Origin of the sequence: Kitasatospora sp. NBC_00374 (genome assembly GCF_041434935.1) — a bacterium.
In the GTDB taxonomy this organism is placed as follows: domain Bacteria; phylum Actinomycetota; class Actinomycetes; order Streptomycetales; family Streptomycetaceae; genus Kitasatospora.
On sequence record NZ_CP107964.1, the window covers coordinates 3,125,535 to 3,143,327 of the forward strand.

General features: G+C 69.2%; 10 protein-coding genes and 1 rRNA gene. 1 reads left to right on the forward strand and 10 read right to left on the reverse strand.

What is annotated here, in order from left to right:
• Positions 1-244: 244 nt before the first annotated feature.
• From OG871_RS14010 to eccD, 10 genes are all read right to left on the reverse strand, one after another.
• A 16S ribosomal RNA gene (locus OG871_RS14010) occupies positions 245-1,767 on the reverse strand.
• 477 nt (positions 1,768-2,244) lie between these two features.
• Positions 2,245-3,930: a ribonuclease J gene (locus OG871_RS14015; protein WP_371497084.1), complete on the reverse strand. Its 1,686-nt coding sequence runs from the start codon at positions 3,928-3,930 to the stop codon at positions 2,245-2,247.
• Between the two features lie 170 nt (positions 3,931-4,100).
• Positions 4,101-5,000: a 4-hydroxy-tetrahydrodipicolinate synthase gene (dapA, locus tag OG871_RS14020; protein WP_371497086.1), complete on the reverse strand. Its 900-nt coding sequence runs from the start codon at positions 4,998-5,000 to the stop codon at positions 4,101-4,103.
• Between the two features lie 240 nt (positions 5,001-5,240).
• Entirely contained in the window at positions 5,241-5,975 is a 735-nt protein-coding gene (gene thyX, locus OG871_RS14025) for an FAD-dependent thymidylate synthase (protein ID WP_371497087.1), read from the reverse strand.
• Between the two features lie 58 nt (positions 5,976-6,033).
• Positions 6,034-6,474, reverse strand: a complete 441-nt coding sequence (locus tag OG871_RS14030) for a tetratricopeptide repeat protein (protein WP_371497088.1) — start codon at positions 6,472-6,474, stop codon at positions 6,034-6,036.
• Between the two features lie 7 nt (positions 6,475-6,481).
• Positions 6,482-7,228 carry a 4-hydroxy-tetrahydrodipicolinate reductase gene (gene dapB, locus OG871_RS14035; protein WP_371497089.1) on the reverse strand — a complete coding sequence of 249 codons (747 nt, stop codon included), beginning with the start codon at positions 7,226-7,228 and terminating at the stop codon, positions 6,482-6,484.
• A 14-nt stretch (positions 7,229-7,242) separates the two neighbouring features.
• Positions 7,243-8,595, reverse strand: coding sequence for a M16 family metallopeptidase (locus OG871_RS14040; protein ID WP_371497091.1), 1,353 nt, complete (start codon positions 8,593-8,595; stop codon positions 7,243-7,245).
• Positions 8,596-8,683: 88 nt separating this feature from the next.
• Positions 8,684-10,891, reverse strand: coding sequence for a polyribonucleotide nucleotidyltransferase (locus OG871_RS14045; RefSeq protein WP_371497092.1), 2,208 nt, complete (start codon positions 10,889-10,891; stop codon positions 8,684-8,686).
• 419 nt (positions 10,892-11,310) lie between these two features.
• Positions 11,311-11,601 carry a 30S ribosomal protein S15 gene (rpsO, locus tag OG871_RS14050; protein ID WP_350643483.1) on the reverse strand — a complete coding sequence of 97 codons (291 nt, stop codon included), beginning with the start codon at positions 11,599-11,601 and terminating at the stop codon, positions 11,311-11,313.
• Between the two features lie 144 nt (positions 11,602-11,745).
• Entirely contained in the window at positions 11,746-13,200 is a 1,455-nt protein-coding gene (eccD, locus tag OG871_RS14055) for a type VII secretion integral membrane protein EccD (protein WP_371497093.1), read from the reverse strand.
• Positions 13,201-13,700: 500 nt separating this feature from the next.
• Here eccD and eccCa point away from each other — a divergent pair, with 500 nt between their 5' ends.
• Positions 13,701-17,654 (forward strand): type VII secretion protein EccCa, encoded by a 3,954-nt coding sequence (gene eccCa / locus OG871_RS14060; RefSeq protein WP_371497095.1) that lies wholly within the window; start codon positions 13,701-13,703, stop codon positions 17,652-17,654.
• Positions 17,655-17,793 lie beyond the last annotated feature (139 nt).

Below are 17,793 nucleotides of genomic sequence, written 5' to 3' on the forward strand. Positions count from 1 at the left end.
CCAGACACCCACCATCAACCCACCAACAGGCGGACATCAAGTAGGACCGGCTCACTGAAGCAACGACCAACCGGCCGTTCCCTCAGGACCCAACAACGTGCCCGACACACCCAACCCCAGGATTCGCTTTCCACGCCGAAGCAGTACTCGCAGTCCCCAGGACCAGTGTGTGCCGAATAGTCAACGTTCCACCCATGAGCGAGCACTCCGGAACATTCGTCCGAAGCTGCTATGTGCTCCTTAGAAAGGAGGTGATCCAGCCGCACCTTCCGGTACGGCTACCTTGTTACGACTTCGTCCCAATCGCTGGTCCCACCTTCGACGGCTCCTCCCCTTACGGGTTAGGCCACCGGCTTCGGGTGTTACCGACTTTCGTGACGTGACGGGCGGTGTGTACAAGGCCCGGGAACGTATTCACCGCAGCATGCTGATCTGCGATTACTAGCAACTCCAACTTCATGGGGTCGAGTTGCAGACCCCAATCCGAACTGAGGCCGGCTTTTTGGGATTCGCTCCGCCTCGCGGCATCGCAGCCCTTTGTACCGACCATTGTAGCACGTGTGCAGCCCAAGACATAAGGGGCATGATGATTTGACGTCGTCCCCACCTTCCTCCGAGTTGACCCCGGCAGTCTCCTGTGAGTCCCCATCACCCCGAAAGGCATGCTGGCAACACAGAACAAGGGTTGCGCTCGTTGCGGGACTTAACCCAACATCTCACGACACGAGCTGACGACAACCATGCACCACCTGTATACCGACCACAAGGGGGCTACATCTCTGCAGCTTTCCGGTATATGTCAAGCCTTGGTAAGGTTCTTCGCGTTGCGTCGAATTAAGCCACATGCTCCGCTGCTTGTGCGGGCCCCCGTCAATTCCTTTGAGTTTTAGCCTTGCGGCCGTACTCCCCAGGCGGGGAACTTAATGCGTTAGCTGCGGCACCGACGACGTGGAATGTCGCCAACACCTAGTTCCCAACGTTTACGGCGTGGACTACCAGGGTATCTAATCCTGTTCGCTCCCCACGCTTTCGCTCCTCAGCGTCAGTAATGGCCCAGAGATCCGCCTTCGCCACCGGTGTTCCTCCTGATATCTGCGCATTTCACCGCTACACCAGGAATTCCGATCTCCCCTACCACACTCTAGCCTGCCCGTATCGAATGCAGACCCGGGGTTAAGCCCCGGGCTTTCACATCCGACGCGACAGGCCGCCTACGAGCTCTTTACGCCCAATAATTCCGGACAACGCTCGCACCCTACGTATTACCGCGGCTGCTGGCACGTAGTTAGCCGGTGCTTCTTCTGCAGGTACCGTCACTTGCGCTTCTTCCCTGCTGAAAGAGGTTTACAACCCGAAGGCCGTCATCCCTCACGCGGCGTCGCTGCATCAGGCTTTCGCCCATTGTGCAATATTCCCCACTGCTGCCTCCCGTAGGAGTCTGGGCCGTGTCTCAGTCCCAGTGTGGCCGGTCGCCCTCTCAGGCCGGCTACCCGTCGTCGCCTTGGTAGGCCATTACCCCACCAACAAGCTGATAGGCCGCGGGATCATCCTGCACCGCCGGAGCTTTACACCCACCCCCATGCGAGGACAGGTCATATCCGGTATTAGACCTCGTTTCCAAGGCTTGTCCCAGAGTGCAGGGCAGATTTCCCACGTGTTACTCACCCGTTCGCCACTGATCCACCCCGAAGGGCTTCACCGTTCGACTTGCATGTGTTAAGCACGCCGCCAGCGTTCGTCCTGAGCCAGGATCAAACTCTCCGTGAATGTCTACCGGTCATCCGGTAACCACTCGCGTTGAGCGGCACGGCAACCACCGGAATAGGGCGGCCCCGCGCACTGCGTCCTCGCTAGTGTTTTGTTACTAAAGGAATCTCCAACCGATCCGAAGGACCGGCCGGGGATGTCAACATATCTGGCGTTGACTTTTGGCACGCTGTTGAGTTCTCAAGGAACGGACACTTCCTTCGGACCGCCTTCCAGCGGGCCCTCCGGGCGCTTCGTTCTTTCGTGTTTCAAGCTTATCAGATGCTTTCCGCTCCGCTTTCCGGAGTTTCATTCATCGGATTTCGCTTCGGCCTTTCGGCGCTCCCGAACTCTAGCAGAGTTTCTCGGGCCGTTTTCCCGGGCTCCGAATCGAATTCATCTCTGATTCCGAACGGCCGCGGGGCAACCCGGAGAACATTACGCTCCGGGCTGCCCCACGTCAAACCGGGTCCGGCCGGGGTCGGGCCGGGCAAGCCGTCAGACCTCGACGACCACCGGGAGGATCATCGGCCGGCGGCGGTAGTTGTCCGCCACCCACTTGCCGATGGTCCGCCGGACCAGCTGCTGCACCTGCCGGACCTCCAGCACACCGTCGTTGGCGGAGCGGGTGAGCGCCTCCTCCAGCTTGGCCACGACCGGCCCGAAGGCGTTGTCGTCGATGCCGGAGCCACGGGCCTGGATGGTCGGGCCGCTGACCATCTTGCCGTTGGTCGAGTCGACCACCACGAAGACGGAGATGAAGCCCTCCTCCCCGAGGATGCGGCGGTCCTTGAGCGAGGCCTCGGTGATGTCGCCGACCGAGGACCCGTCGACGTACACGTAGCCCGCCTGGACCTTGCCGACGATCTTCGCGACGCCGTTCTCCAGGTCGACGCAGACGCCGTCCTCGGCGATGACCGTGCGCTCCTTCGGAACACCGGTCTTGATCGCGAGGTCCGCGCAGGCCCGCAGGTGGCGCCACTCGCCGTGGACCGGCATCAGGTTGCGCGGCCGGCAGATGTTGAAGAAGTACAGGAGCTCGCCGGCCGAGGCGTGGCCCGAGACGTGCACCTTGGCGTTGCCCTTGTGGACGACGTTGGCGCCCCAGCGGGTCAGGCCGTTGATCACGCGGTAGATCGCGGTCTCGTTGCCGGGGATCAGCGAGGACGCGAGGACGACGGTGTCGCCCTCGACGATCCGGATCTGGTGGTCCCGGTTGGCCATCCGCGAGAGCGCCGCCATCGGCTCGCCCTGGGATCCGGTGCAGACCAGCACCACCTTGTCCGCGGGCAGGTCGTCCAGCGTCTTGACGTCGACGACCAGGTTGCCGGGAACCTTCAGGTAGCCGAGGTCGCGCGCGATGCCCATGTTGCGGACCATCGAGCGGCCGACGAAGGCGACCTTGCGCTTGTGCTCGTGCGCGGCGTCCAGCACCTGCTGGATGCGGTGCACGTGGCTGGCGAACGACGCCACGATGATGCGCTTCTCAGCGCTCGAGAAGACGTTGCGCAGCGCGGCGGAGATGTCCCGCTCGTGCGGGATGAAGCCGGGGACCTCGGCGTTGGTGGAGTCCACCAGCAGCAGGTCCATGCCCTCCTCCGCCAGCTTGGCGAAGGCCGGGAGGTCGGTGAGGCGGCCGTCCAGCGGCAGCTGGTCCATCTTGAAGTCGCCCGTGGCGACGACCATGCCGGCCGGGGTACGGACGGCGACGGCGAGGGCGTCCGGAATGGAGTGGTTGACGGCGATGAACTCGCAGTCGAACGGGCCGATGCGCTCGCGCTCGCCCTCGGCGACCTCCAGCACGTACGGCCGGATCCGGTGCTCGGCGAGCTTGGCCTCGATCAGGGCGAGGGTCAGCTTGGAGCCGATCAGCGGGATGTCCGGGTTCTCCCGGAGCAGGTACGGGACGGCGCCGATGTGGTCCTCGTGCCCGTGGGTCAGGACGATGCCGTCGACCTTGTCGAGACGGTCCCGGATGTAGCTGAAGTCCGGCAGGATCAGGTCGATGCCGGGCTGCTCGTCCTCGGGGAAGAGAACACCGCAGTCGATGATCAGAATCCGGTCGCCGTACTCCAGCACGGTCATGTTTCGGCCGATCTCGCCGAGACCGCCGAGCGGAGTGATGCGCAGGGCGCCCTCCTTGAGTGCGGGGGGTGCGCCGAGTTCGGGGTGCGGGTGGCTCAAAAGACTCTCCTCACGACGCACGCCATATGTCCGGGTCCGCCCCTGGAGACATATGGCGTGCGTCCGTCGTTGGTTTCCTACTTGCCAGGCATCTGTGCCTTCGCGCCTTCGTTCCGGTCCAGCGGCGGGCCTTGGGGGCTCGGCGATCCGGGGCGCGCACGTCTTGTCAGTTACAGGTGTACCCCGCCGGCGGCCAGATCCTGCCTCAGAACGGCAATCTCGTCGTCCGTGGCGGAGACCAGGGGCAGGCGGAGCGGGCCGGCCGGGTGGCCCTGGAGGTTGAGCGCGGCCTTGCTGAGAATGACTCCCTGAGTACGGAACATACCGCTGAAGACCGGCAGCAGGCTCTGGTGGACGGCGAGCGCCTTGGCGCTGTCACCGGCCGTGAAGGCCTCGATCATGCTGCGCATCTCGGCGGTGGCCACGTGGGCGACCACGCTGACCACGCCGACGGCCCCGACCGAGAGCAGCGGGAGGGTCAGGATGTCGTCGCCGGAGTACCAGGCCAGACCGGAGCGCGCGATGGCCCAGGAGGCGGCGCCGACGTCGCCCTTGGCGTCCTTGTTGGCGACGATCCGCGGGTGCTCGCCGAGCCGGACCAGGGTCTCGTGGCTGAGCGGCACACCGGTGCGGCCGGGGATGTCGTACAGCATCACGGGCAGGCCGGTGGCGTCCGCGACGGCGATGTTGTGCCCGTACAGGCCCTCCTGCGGGGGCTTGCTGTAGTACGGCGTGACGGAGAGCAGGCCGTGCGCACCGGCCGCCTCGGCCTGCCGGGCCAGCTCGACGCTGTGGTGGGTGTCGTTGGTGCCGACACCGGTGATGACGTGCGCCCGGTCTCCCACCGCCTCCACCACGGCGCGGACCAGCTGGGCCTTCTCGGCGTCGCTGGTGGTCGGGGACTCGCCGGTGGTGCCGTTGAGCACGAGGCCGTCGTTGCCGGCGTCGACGAGGTGCGCGGCCAGCTGCTGCGCGCCGTCGAGGTCGAGGGCGCCGTCCGCGGTGAACGGGGTCACCATCGCGGTCAGTACCCGGCCGAACGGCGTCTGAGGGGTGGAGGTCGGAGCCATGGGTCCAAAACTACTCGTAGGCCCCAGGGGGGCAGCCATCTCGGTCCACTGTTCGGACAGGAGGGGCCGCCCGGGGAGGGGCGCAGACGGGGTGGAGGTGCCGCCACGACGTGGGATTCCGGTGCTGCATGCTCGGGGGTTCATGCAGCACCGGAATCCGTGTCCTGAGCGTAGGGAGCGGGGTGAAAAGCTGCAATCCGGACATGTCCGACAGCCCGCCCATATGCCTATCTGTCCAGGTCAGGGCGCGACGCGGCCGTGCTTCTCGAAGGCCGCATGGGTGAGCGGCATGAGCTCCGCCCACTTGGCCTCCATCTGCTCGGCGACCATCTCGATCTCGCGCTGCGGGAAGGACGGCACCTTGGCGTGCTCGGCCTTGGTGCGCAGCGAGAGGAAGTGCATCAGCGAGCGGGCGTTGCAGGTGGCGTACATCGAGGAGAACAGGCCGACCGGCAGGACGGCGCGGGCCACCTCGCGGGCGACGCCGGCCTCCAGCATCTCCTGGTAGGCCAGGTACGAGGCCTGGTAGGAGGCGGCCATCTGCTCGGCCACGACGGCGTGCTGCTTCTCGGTGCCGTCGACGAACTCGTACCGGCCGGGGCGGCCCTCCTGGACGAGCTTGCGGTCGGCCCCGGGGACGTAGAAGACCGGCTGGAGCTCGCGGTAGCGGCCGGACTCCTCGTTGTAGGACCAGCCGCTGCGGTGGCGGTGGAACTCGCGGAAGACGAAGATCGGGGCGCTGATGAAGAAGGTCATCGAGTTGTGCTCGAAGGGGGTGCCGTGACGGTCCCGCATCAGGAAGTTGATCAGCCCGGCGGACTTCTCGGGGTCCTGCTGGAGCGCCTCCAGGGACTGCTCGCCCGCCGTCGAGACCCGGGCGGCCCAGACCACGTCGGAGTCGGCGGCGGCACTGCGGACCAGGTCCACCGTGACGTCGCTACGGAACTGCGGGGCGGTGCCCACGTCGTCGCTCACGCGAAGATCCTCCAGAGATGGTGAAGTCGGTGACGGCGGCAAGCCTACCGAGGTCGGGCTAGGCCACCGGATTCAGCCTGATGGCGTGCTGCATGGCCTTGCGGGCGCGCGGGGTGTCACCGGCGTCGGCGTAGGCCACGGCGAGGCGGAACCAGACCCGCCAGTCCTGCGGGGCGGCCTCCGCCTCGGCCTTGCGGCGCGTGAAGACCTCGTCCGCCGAGGCGCGGTCGATCCGGCCGCCCTCGGTGCGCCGCAGCTCGTCCACCGGCAGGCCGCCCTCGGCCTCCAGTTCCTTCGCGAGCCGCTCGCTGGCGCGGCCGAAGCGGACGGTCTGGCGCAGGAACCAGATCCCGATGCCCGGGATCACGAAGGCGCAGGCGCCCAGGCCGATGCCGAGCGGCTCGCCGGTGGCGATCAGCTGGACGCCTTCGAGGACGCACATCGCCGCGACCACCAGCAGGGCCGCGGACAGCACGAAGAAACCGGTGCGCGAGGTCATCGGGGGCTCACAGATCGAGGAAGTGTTCGAGGCCGAGGGTGAGGCCGGGGCGGTCCACCACGGTGCGCACGCCGAGCAGGATGCCGGGCATGAACGAGCTGTGGTGCAGCGAGTCGTGGCGCAGTGTCAGGGTCTCGCCGGCGTCGCCGAACAGCACCTCCTGGTGGGCCAGCAGTCCGCGCAGCCGCACCGAGTGGACGGGGACGCCGTCCACATCGGCTCCGCGGGCGCCGGGCAGGCCGTGGGTGGTCGGATCCGACTGGCGCGGCAGGCCGGCCTTCTCCCGGGCCGCGGCGATCAGCTGGGCGGTGCGGGTGGCGGTGCCGGAGGGGGCGTCGGCCTTGTTGTCGTGGTGCAGCTCGACCACCTCGACCGACTCGAAGTACTTGGCCGCCTGCTGGGCGAACTGCATGGCCAGCACCGCGCCGATGGAGAAGTTCGGGGCGATCAGCAGGCCGGTCCGCGGGGCCTCGTCGAGCCAGCCGCGGACGGTGGCCAGCCGCTCGTCGTTCCAGCCGGTGGTGCCGGTGACCACGTGGACGCCGTGGTGGAGGCAGTAGTCGAGGTTGGCCATCACGGCGTCGGGGTGGGTCAGCTCGACGGCGACCTCGGCGCCCGCCGCGGTGAGCTCCGACAGGTCGGAGCCACGGCCGAGGGTGGCGACCAGCTCCAGGTCGGGGGCGGCCTCGACGGCCTTGACGGCCTCGGAGCCGATCCGGCCGTTGGCGCCGATCACGGCGACACGCAGCGTCATCTTGGGGAGTCCCTTCAGGCCAGCAGGTCGGCGAGCCTGGCGGCCCGCTTGTCGTTGATCGGGCCGATCAGCGCGAGCGAGGGCCGGTGCGCCCCCAGCACGTCACGGGCCACCTCGTGGACGTCCGCCAGGGTGACGGACGCGATCTTGTCCAGCATCTCGTCCACCGACAGGTGGTGGCCGTAGCTGATCTCGGCCTTGCCGATCCGGTTCATCAGCGAGCCGGTGTCCTCCATGCCGAGCACGGTGGAGCCGGAGAGCTGGCCGATCGCGCGCCGCAGCTCCTCCTCGGTGATGCCCTCCTCGACCACCCGGGCGAGCTCCGCCCGGCAGATCTTCAGCACCTCCTCGATCCGCTTGGGCTGGCAGCCGGCGTAGATGCCGAAGAGGCCGCTGTCGGCGTACGAGGAGGAGTAGGAGTAGACCGAGTAGGCCAGGCCGCGCTTCTCCCGGACCTCCTGGAACAGGCGCGAGCTCATCCCGCCGCCGAGCGCCGCGTTGAGCACGCCCATCGCCCAGCGCCGGTCGTCGTGGCGGGGCACGCCGGGGACGCCGAGCACCAGGTGGGCCTGCTCGGTCGGGCGGTTGAGCACCTCGGCGCGGCCCGCGGTACGGACCGCCTTGACGCCGCGCCGTACCTCGGCCGGGTGTCCGGTGGACTTGGCCAGGACGGGCGCGAAGGCCCGCTCGACCATCCGGACCACCTTGGCGTGGTCGAGGTTGCCGGCGGCCGCGACGACCAGGTTCTCGGGCTTGTACCGGCGGCGGTAGAAGCCGGCGATCTGGTCCCGGGTGAGGCCGGTGACGGTCTCCTGGGTGCCGAGGATCGGGCGGCCGAGCGGGGCGGTGCCGTAGATGACCTTGGCGAAGAGGTCGTGCACCACGTCGCCCGGGTCGTCCTCGGCCATCGCCATCTCCTCGAGGATGACGCCGCGCTCGGCCTCCACGTCCTCGGGGCGGATCAGCGAGCCGGTGAGCATGTCGCAGACCACGTCGATGGCCAGCGGCAGGTCGGTGTCGAGCACCCGCGCGTAGTAGCAGGTGTTCTCCTTGGCAGTGAAGGCGTTCATCTCGCCGCCGACGGCGTCCAGCGCGGAGGAGATCTCCAGCGCGGAGCGTCGCTCGGTGCCCTTGAAGAGCAGGTGCTCCAGGTAGTGGGTGGCGCCGTTGAGCACCGGGGTCTCGTCCCGCGAGCCGACGCCGACCCAGATGCCGAAGGTCGCCGAGCGGACCGTGGGCAGGGTCTCGGTGACGACCCGCAGGCCGCCGGGGAGGACGGTGCGGCGCACCGTGCCGGCGCCGTCGACGCCCTTGAGCAGGGTCCGGGTGGTGCCGGGACGCTGCTTCGCTGCCGAGGCCTGAGCCACGGGTGGACCTCCGTAAGAACTGGGGAGACAACAGGGTGCGGCCCGCGCGCCGTGTGGCGTGCGGGCCGCGGGGTGAACTAGGGCAGCGTCACTCGGACGCGGCCTCGCCGCCCTCTTCGCCCTCGACGACCGGGATCAGCGAGAGCTTGCCACGCGGGTCGATCTCGGCGATCTCGACCTGGACCTTGGAGCCGACCGCCAGCACGTCCTCGACGTTCTCCACGCGCTTGCCACCGGCGAGCTTGCGGATCTGCGAGATGTGCAGCAGGCCGTCCTTGCCCGGCATGAGCGAGACGAACGCGCCGAACGTCGTGGTCTTCACCACGGTGCCCAGGTAGCGCTCGCCGACCTCCGGCATGGTCGGGTTGGCGATCTGGTTGATCGTCGTACGGGCAGCCTCCGCCGAGGGACCGTCGACCGCACCGATGTAGATGGTGCCGTCGTCCTCGATGGTGATGTCCGCGCCGGTGTCCTCCTGGATCTGGTTGATCATCTTGCCCTTGGGGCCGATGACCTCACCGATCTTGTCCACCGGGATCTTGATGGTGATGATGCGCGGCGCGTTCGGCGACATCTCGTCGGGCGCGTCGATGGCCTCGTTCATCACATCGAGGATGTGCAGACGGGCGTCCTTGGCCTGCTTCAGCGCGGCGGCCAGCACGGAGGCCGGGATGCCGTTCAGCTTGGTGTCCAGCTGCAGGGCGGTGATGAAGTTGCGGGTACCGGCGACCTTGAAGTCCATGTCGCCGTACGCGTCCTCGGCGCCCAGGATGTCGGTCAGCGTGACGTAGTGCGTCTCGCCGTCGATCTCCTGCGAGATCAGGCCCATGGCGATACCGGCGACGGCGGCCTTCAGCGGCACACCGGCGTTCAGCAGCGACATGGTCGAGGCGCAGACCGAGCCCATCGAGGTGGAGCCGTTGGAGCTCAGCGCCTCGGAGACCTGGCGGATCGCGTAGGGGAACTCCTCGCGGGTCGGCAGCACGGGCAGGATCGCCCGCTCGGCCAGCGCGCCGTGGCCGATCTCGCGGCGCTTGGGCGAGCCCACGCGGCCGGTCTCGCCGACCGAGTACGGCGGGAAGTTGTAGTTGTGCATGTAGCGGCGGCGCGTCTCCGGGGAGAGCGTGTCGAGCTGCTGCTCCATGCGGAGCATGTTGAGGGTGGTGACGCCCAGGATCTGGGTCTCGCCACGCTCGAACAGGGCCGAGCCGTGCACGCGCGGGATGGCCTCGACCTCGGCGGCCAGCGTACGGATGTCCGTGACGCCGCGGCCGTCGATGCGGACCTTGTCCTTGATGACGCGCTCGCGCACGATCTTCTTGGTCAGCGCGTTGTAGGCCGCGCCGATCTCCTTCTCGCGGCCCTCGAACTCGGGGAGCAGCTTCTCCGCGGCGATCGCCTTGATGCGGTCGATCTCGTTCTGGCGGTCCTGCTTGCCGGCGATGGTGAGCGCCTTGGCCAGCTCGGGCTTGACGGCGGCGGTCAGCGCGGCGAGCACGTCGTCCTGGTACTCCAGGAAGACCGGGAACTCGCCGGTCGGCTTGGCGGCCTGGGCGGCCAGCTGGGCCTGCGCGGCGCACAGCACCTTGATGAACGGCTTGGCGGCGTCGAGGCCGGCGGCCACGACCTCCTCGGTCGGCGCCTCGGCGCCGCCCTCGACCAGCTTGATCGTCTTGGTGGTGGCCTCGGCCTCGACCATCATGATCGCGACGTCGCCGTCCGGCAGCGCACGGCCGGCCACGACCATGTCGAAGACGGCGTCCTCGAGCTCGCTGTGGGTCGGGAACGCCACCCACTGGCCCTTGATCAGCGCGACGCGGACGCCGCCGATCGGACCGGAGAACGGCAGGCCGGCCAGCTGGGTGGACGCGGAGGCGGCGTTGATGGCCACCACGTCGTACAGGTGGTCGGGGTTGAGCGCCATGACGGTCACGACGACCTGGATCTCGTTGCGCAGGCCCTTGACGAAGGACGGGCGCAGCGGGCGGTCGATCAGGCGGCAGGTGAGGATGGCGTCCTCGGAGGGCCGGCCCTCGCGACGGAAGAACGAACCGGGGATCCGGCCCGCGGCGTACATCCGCTCCTCGACGTCCACCGTCAGCGGGAAGAAGTCGAAGTGCTCCTTCGGCTGCTTGGAGGCGCTGGTGGCCGACAGCACCATGGTGTCGTCGTCCAGGTAGGCGACGGCGGAGCCGGCGGCCTGACGGGCCAGCCGGCCGGTCTCGAAGCGGATGGTACGGGTGCCGAAGCTGCCGTTGTCGATGACGGCCTCGGCGTAGAACACGTTCTCTTCCACCTGGAAGATCTCCTCTTTCGTACGTTTCCCGAGGAGCGCCCCTGCGCTTTGCCTACCGATGGCCCGGGCAGTCTGGGCCGGTCTTCGATCGAAGCCTCCGGGCCGTCCGTTCGTGGGACTCCCGGGGGCCACTACCGAGGACCGGCGCCTCTGGCCTGCTGGTAGGTGGTCGCGTGTGGACGCTCCCCTGGTGCGGGCGGCTTCCGTTTGAAGCCAGCGGCCCGCTTGTGGTGCCGGTGCAGCTGCCCCGGTTCTTGCGGCGTCGTGTCGCCGTCATGACCGGGCATGCCCTTCACCTTACAAATTCACACCCTACCGATCCGGTGATTGCCACGCGTGGGGAAATCCGTCGGTGTCTGCGGCTCGGATGTGCCGAAGGGCGGCTCCCCGGGAAGGGGAGCCGCCCCACGGTGCGGTACTCAGCGAGCGCCGCCGGCGGCGCCGCGGCGGATGCCGAGGCGGTCGACCAGGGTACGGAAACGCTCGATGTCCTTCTTGGCCAGGTACTGCAGCAGGCGGCGACGCTGGCCGACCAGGATCAGCAGGCCACGACGCGAGTGGTGGTCGTGCTTGTGCAGCTTGAGGTGGCCGGTCAGGTCCGAGATGCGGCGCGACAGCATGGCGACCTGGACCTCCGGAGAGCCCGTGTCGCCCTCCTTCTGGCCGAACTCGGCGATGATCTGCTTCTTGACGGCGGCGTCGAGAGCCACTGCAACTCCTTCAAAGATTTTCCGAGCGATCCTGGTAGGCAACACAGAATCTGACAGAGCCCGGACTGACCAAGAGTACCAGCGCCCGCCGGCGCCCCTGACAGGGGGCAGCGGCGGGCGCCGGGTGAGGCTCTGCGGCCGCGGTCAGCTGGTGGCGCCGCGGACCAGGGCGTAGATGTTCAGCACGGCCAGCGCGAGCGGCACCAGCGAGATCAGCATCAGGCCGTCGATCATGTCGAGGATACGGCCCCAGAACGGCGACACGCCCTGCTTGGGAACGATCAGCGCGATCGCGGTGAGCACCGCGGCACCGAACGCGATCGACGCGGACAGCCAGACGGTGCGCAGGTCGATCGCGGTCTCGCCGGACTTCAGCAGGAACAGCGGGGTGTGCAGCGACAGGCCGAGGATCAGCAGGCCCAGGCCGGCCAGGCCGGCCACGGTCAGGCTGAAGACCTGGGCGGTGTAGCGGAACAGCCGGGCCCGCAGCATGGTCGACACACCGAGGGTCAGCGCGAGCAGCTCGCCGAACGAACCGTCGCTGAAACCGAGCACCGCGCAGGCGCCGACGATGGTGGCCGCGCAGCCGCCGACCAGGCCGACCAGCACCTCGTGGCCGCGGCGGGCCTGGTGGGCGATCCGCTCGTACTGGACGGTCTCCGCGTGGTCGGCCTCCTCCGCGTAGGAGGTGCCGCGGGTGCGGGTCTGGCCGGGGGCGCTGAAGCCGACGGGCAGTCGGGCGAAGCGGGCCGAGAGGGCCGGCAGGAAGCCGATCGCGGCGACCGCACCGACCCCGGTGACGGCGGCGATGTGGCTGGCCGGGGTGCCCGGGAGCAGCACGGCGGCGAAGGTGGCGAGGGTGCCCGCACCCGCCAGGAAGGCGGCGGCGACGAACACCGAGTCCTTCTCCGGCAGCAGGCCGACCAGCAGCACCGCGACGATCAGCACGGCCACGCAGCCCACCAGGAACTGCAGGCGGCCGGGGCCGTCGCCGCTGTGGGCGACGGCGATGACGCCCGAGCCCGCGATCAGGGTGTGCGGCAGTGCGCCGAGGCCGAGCGCGAGCGCGGCGTCGTGGTCGTCGTAGACCCGGGCCCGCACACCGGCGTAGGCGACCAGCACCACGGCGGTGACGCCGGAGAGGATGCCGGGCAGGCCGTACATGTCGTGGTGCACGTCGGAGTACCACAGGGCGAAGCCCAGCAGGGTCAGCAGCACCGCGGCACCGATCAGGCCGAAGGCCCGCATCAGGTCGGCGCTCCAGAACCGGCGGTCGGCCTCGACGGCCTTGGCGATGGCGTCGGCCACGTCGTCGTAGACGGCCGGCGGCAGCGACTCCGCGAACGGGCGCAGGCTCAGCAGGTCCCCGTCGCGCACCTGCTGGGCCGACAGCGGCAGGCCGCTGTCGAGGACCGTGCCGTCGCGGCGCACCAGGTGGAAGCCCGTGGGCGCCCCGTCCACCTGGGTCTGCCCGGAGAGCCGCAGCACCTCGGGGTAGATGTCCGCGAGCGGGACGTCCTCCGGCAGGGCGACATCGATCCTGCTGTCCGGAGCGACGACGGTGACCCGGCAGAAGCCGGTCGTGGCGTTTCCGCTCATGCGCCCACCTCGTAGACCTCGGCGGGCGCTTCGCGCATCGCGCAGCCCCCATTGGCTAGCTCGCGGTGCTCGCTCACGCGGAGACCTCCCCCTTGTTGACTGTGTCGGTACGTCAGCTAGGCGCCCGCTGATCCGGCCGGTCCGGAACTGGCACGATCCGGCCGAGAGTTGGCGCGGCGACACCCTACCGCCAGCCCGGCCCGCCCCGCGCGCCACCCCCTGGGCCTCCCGGCGCGGTCGGTGCCCGGTTGACTGCGCGACAGATCGCCCGCGGACGGCTGACGGTCGCACAGTCCGCCCCCCTGGCCGAATGTTCCGAGCCGAGCAGTAGGATCAGCCCCTGCGCGAGGCGTACGGGGGCGGACGAACGCAGATCCCCCCTGGAGCGCCTGCGGTCGGCGGAGCGGGGGCGGCGTCATCACACGGGGCGCCCTCACCCGTACGTATCCCAGTTGCGTGAGGGCTGATGCCGTGGTGAGCGAGCAGTACGAGGCGGTCGCATGAGCGTGGTAACCGTCAAGCGTCCGGCGCGGGCGTATCCGCCCCCGGTACCGGACGAGCCGGTGGAGCTGGTGGCTCCACCAGAGCTGCCCCGCGGCGGCGGCGAGGACTGGATGATGTCCTTGCTGCCGCTGCTCGGCATGGGCGGATCGGCGGCCTTCTTCTTCTCGCCGGGCGCCCAGGGCCCGATGAAGATGATGGGTGTCCTGATGGTCGCCTCCACCGCCGGTATGGCGGTGGCCCAGATCGTCAAGGCGCGCAAGGGAGGCAGTGCGGGTACCGCGGACGAGCGCCGCGACTACCTGAAGTACCTGCAGCAGATGCGCCGCCAGGTCCGCCGCACGGCGGAGCACCAGCGTGGTTCGCTGCTGTTCACGCACCCCGAGCCGGACCAGCTCTGGTCGATCGTGGCCGAGGGCCGGCGGCTGTGGGAACGAAGGCCCGGCGACGCGGACTTCGCCCAGATCAGACTGGGGCGGGGGCCGCAGCAGCTGTCCACCCCGATCCGGGCGCCGCAGACCGCGCCGATGGACGAGCTGGAGCCGCTCGCGGCCGAGGCGATGGGCACCTTCATCAAGGCCCACGGCACCCTGCAGGACCTGCCGCTGTCGGTCTCGCTGCGCGCCTTCTACCACATCATGGTGTCCGGGGACCCGGACGCCGTGTACGGCAACGTCCGGGCGATGCTCGCCCAGTTGACCACCCTGCACTCCCCCGAGGACCTGATCGTGGCGGTCGCCGCCGCGCCGGGTGCGGTGGACGAGTGGGAGTGGGCGAAGTGGCTGCCGCACACCCAGCACCGCAAGGAGAACGACGGCGCCGGTTCGCGCCGCCTGATCGCCACCGGTCTGGGTGAGCTGGAGGAGCTGCTGGCCGACGAGCTGGCCGGCCGCAAGGGCTTCTCGCGGGACACCGTGCCCTCGCCCGACCAGCCGCACATCGTGGTCATCATGGACGGCGCGGCCGTGCCGCAGGACTCGGTCCTCGGCGGCGTCGAGGGCGTCCAGGGCGTCACCGTCCTGGAGGTCGTCCCCGGCGACCTGGACGAGCCCGGCGGCCACCTGATGATCACCGTCGGCAAGGACGAGCTGCTGCTGGAGGCCGCCTCGGGCGCCTCCTACTCGGGCAAGCCCGACGTGCTGTCGGTCTGGCAGTCCGAGGCGCTGGCCCGCCAGCTGGCCCCGTTCCGGGTGTCGGCCGGCGGTGACGACGGCGACCCGTCGCTGGTCAGCATGGACTTCACCGAGATGATGAACACCGGCGACCCGGGCACCTTCGACCCGGCCCGGCACTGGCGGGCGAAGCCCCTGCGCGAGAAGCTCCGGGTGCCGCTGGGTGTGGGCACCAACGGCGAGTACGTCTGGCTGGACATCAAGGAAGCCTCGCTGGAGGGCATGGGGCCGCACGGCATGTGCGTCGGCGCCACCGGTTCCGGCAAGTCCGAGGTGCTGCGCACGCTGGTGCTGGCCCTCGCGGTGACGCACTCCTCGGAGATCCTCAACTTCGTCCTCGCCGACTTCAAGGGTGGCGCCACCTTCGCGGGTATGTCGGAGATGCCGCACACCGCTGCGGTGATCACCAACCTCGAGGGCGAGGCCACCCTCATCGACCGCATGCGTGATGCGATCGAGGGCGAGATGAACCGCCGCCAGGAGCTGCTGCGCGCGGCGGGCAACTACGCCAACATCAACGAGTACGAGCGGGCCCGCGCCGCCGGTGCGGCGCTCGACCCGCTGCCCTCGCTGGTGATGATCATCGATGAGTTCTCCGAACTCCTCACCGCCAAGCCCGACTTCATCGACCTCTTCATCCAGATCGGCCGAATCGGCCGTTCGCTGGGCATGCACATGCTGCTCGCCTCGCAGCGTCTGGAAGAGGGCAAGCTGCGCGGTCTGGACACCTTCCTGTCCTACCGGCTGGGTCTGCGGACCTTCTCCGCGGCCGAGTCGCGGGCCGCGATCGGCGTGCCGGACGCGTACCACCTGCCGCCGGTCCCCGGCGTCGGCTACCTGAAGTTCGGCTCCGACGTGATGGAGCGGTTCCGGGCCGCGTACGTGTCCGGCCCGTACCGGCCGCCGGGCCAGCAGCGCACCAGCGGCGGCGCGACGGTCACCGCACTGCCGGTGCTGTTCACCGCCTCCGAGGTGCCGATCATCGAGCCGGTCGTCGAGGAGGTGATCGAGGAGGTCGAGGAGATCGACGACTCGCTGCTCGACACCATGCTCGACGTGTTCGTGGCGCGGATGCTCAGCCAGGGCCCGCCGGCCCACCAGGTGTGGCTGCCCCCGCTGGAGGAGCCGCCCAGCGTCGACCAGCTGGTCCCGCCGCTGCAGGCCACCGCCGACCGCGGTCTGACCTCGCCGGAGTACGGCGCGCTCGGCCGCCTGGTGGTGCCGGTCGGCATCGTCGACAAGCCGCGCGACCAGCGCCGCGACGTGCTGTACCAGGACTACTCGGGGGCGGCCGGTCACGGTCTGATCGTCGGTGGTCCGCGGTCCGGCAAGTCGACCATGATCCGCACCATGGTGGCGGGCTTCTCGGTCACCCACACCCCGGTCGAGACGCAGTTCTACCTGCTCGACTTCGGTGGCGGCGGCTTCGGCGCACTGGCCGACCTGCCGCACGTCGGCGGCGTGGCCGGGCGACTGGACGTCGAGAAGGTCCGTCGCATGGTCAGCGAGGTGCACGGGGTGCTGAACCGCCGGGAGGAGCTCTTCCGGGCCACCGGTATCGACACCATCGGCACCTACCGGACCAGGCGGGCGGCCGGCCAGCTGCCGGACGAGCAGTTCGGCGACGTCTTCCTGATGATCGACGGCTGGCTGACCTTCAAGCAGGAGTTCGAGGTCCTGGAGCCGGTCATCGCCGACATCGCCCAGCGCGGTCTCGGCTACGGCGTCCACGTGATCCTCACGGCGGCCCGGTACGCCGAGGTCCGGCCGGCCCTCAAGGACCTGCTGCAGAACCGCACCGAGCTGCGGCTCGGCGACTCGATGGAGTCGGAGATCGACCGCAAGGTGGCGCAGAACGTCCCGGCCGGCGCGCCCGGCCGCGGTCTGACCGCCGCGAAGCTGCACTTCCTGGGCGGTCTGCCCCGGCTGGACGGCTCCTCCTTGATCGAGGACCTGGCGGACGGCGTCACCGACCTGGTCGCCCAGGTCAACGCCGCCTGGGCGGGCCCGCGGGCCCCGCAGGTCCGGATGCTGCCGCAGGTGCTGGACGGCAACAGCCTGCCGAAGGGCTTCGAGCACCCCGAGCTGGGTGTCGCCTTCGGCGTGGACGAGGTCGAGCTGGCGCCGGTCTTCGTCAACTTCGAGTCCGACCCGCTGTTCATCGTCTTCGGTGAGAGCGAGTCGGGTAAGTCGGCGGTCCTGCGGATGCTGATCAAGCAGATCACCGAGCGGTACACCCCGGACCAGGCCGGCATCGTGATCGGCGACTTCCGCCGCTCGCTGCTCGGCGTGGTGCCGCCGGAGTACCTGGTGGAGTACGCGGCGGCGGCGCCCGCCATGACCTCCATCGTGGAGATGCTGCGCGGGGCCTGCTCCCGCCGCCTGCCCGGTCCGGACGTCACGCCGGAGCAGCTGCGCAACCGCAGCTGGTACAGCGGCAAGGACATGTTCGTGATCGTGGACGACTACGAGCTGGTCGCCACCGCGTCGGGCAACCCGCTGGCCCCGCTGGCCGAGTTCCTGCCGTTCGCCCGTGACATCGGTCTGCGCGTGATCATCGCGCGCAGCGCCGGTGGTGCCGGCCGCGCTCTGTTCGAGCCGGTCATGCAGCGGATGCGCGAGCTGGGCGGCCAGGGCGTGCTGCTCTCCGGCGACAAGGGCGAGGGCGCGCTGCTCGGCACCGCCAAGCCGCAGCCGCTGCCGCCGGGCCGAGGCGTCTTCGTCTCGCGCCGGATCACCGCCGGTCAGACCGTGCAGACGGGCTGGCTGCCGGCGCCGTAGTGGTACGCCGACCGCGGTGCGTGTGACGACGAGGGCCGGATCCCGGAAGGGGTCCGGCCCTCGTGGCATTCCACACCGTGGACTGTGCCAGAACGTTACCCATCTTTTTTCGCCGCCGAGCTGCGGTTCCCGCACCCGT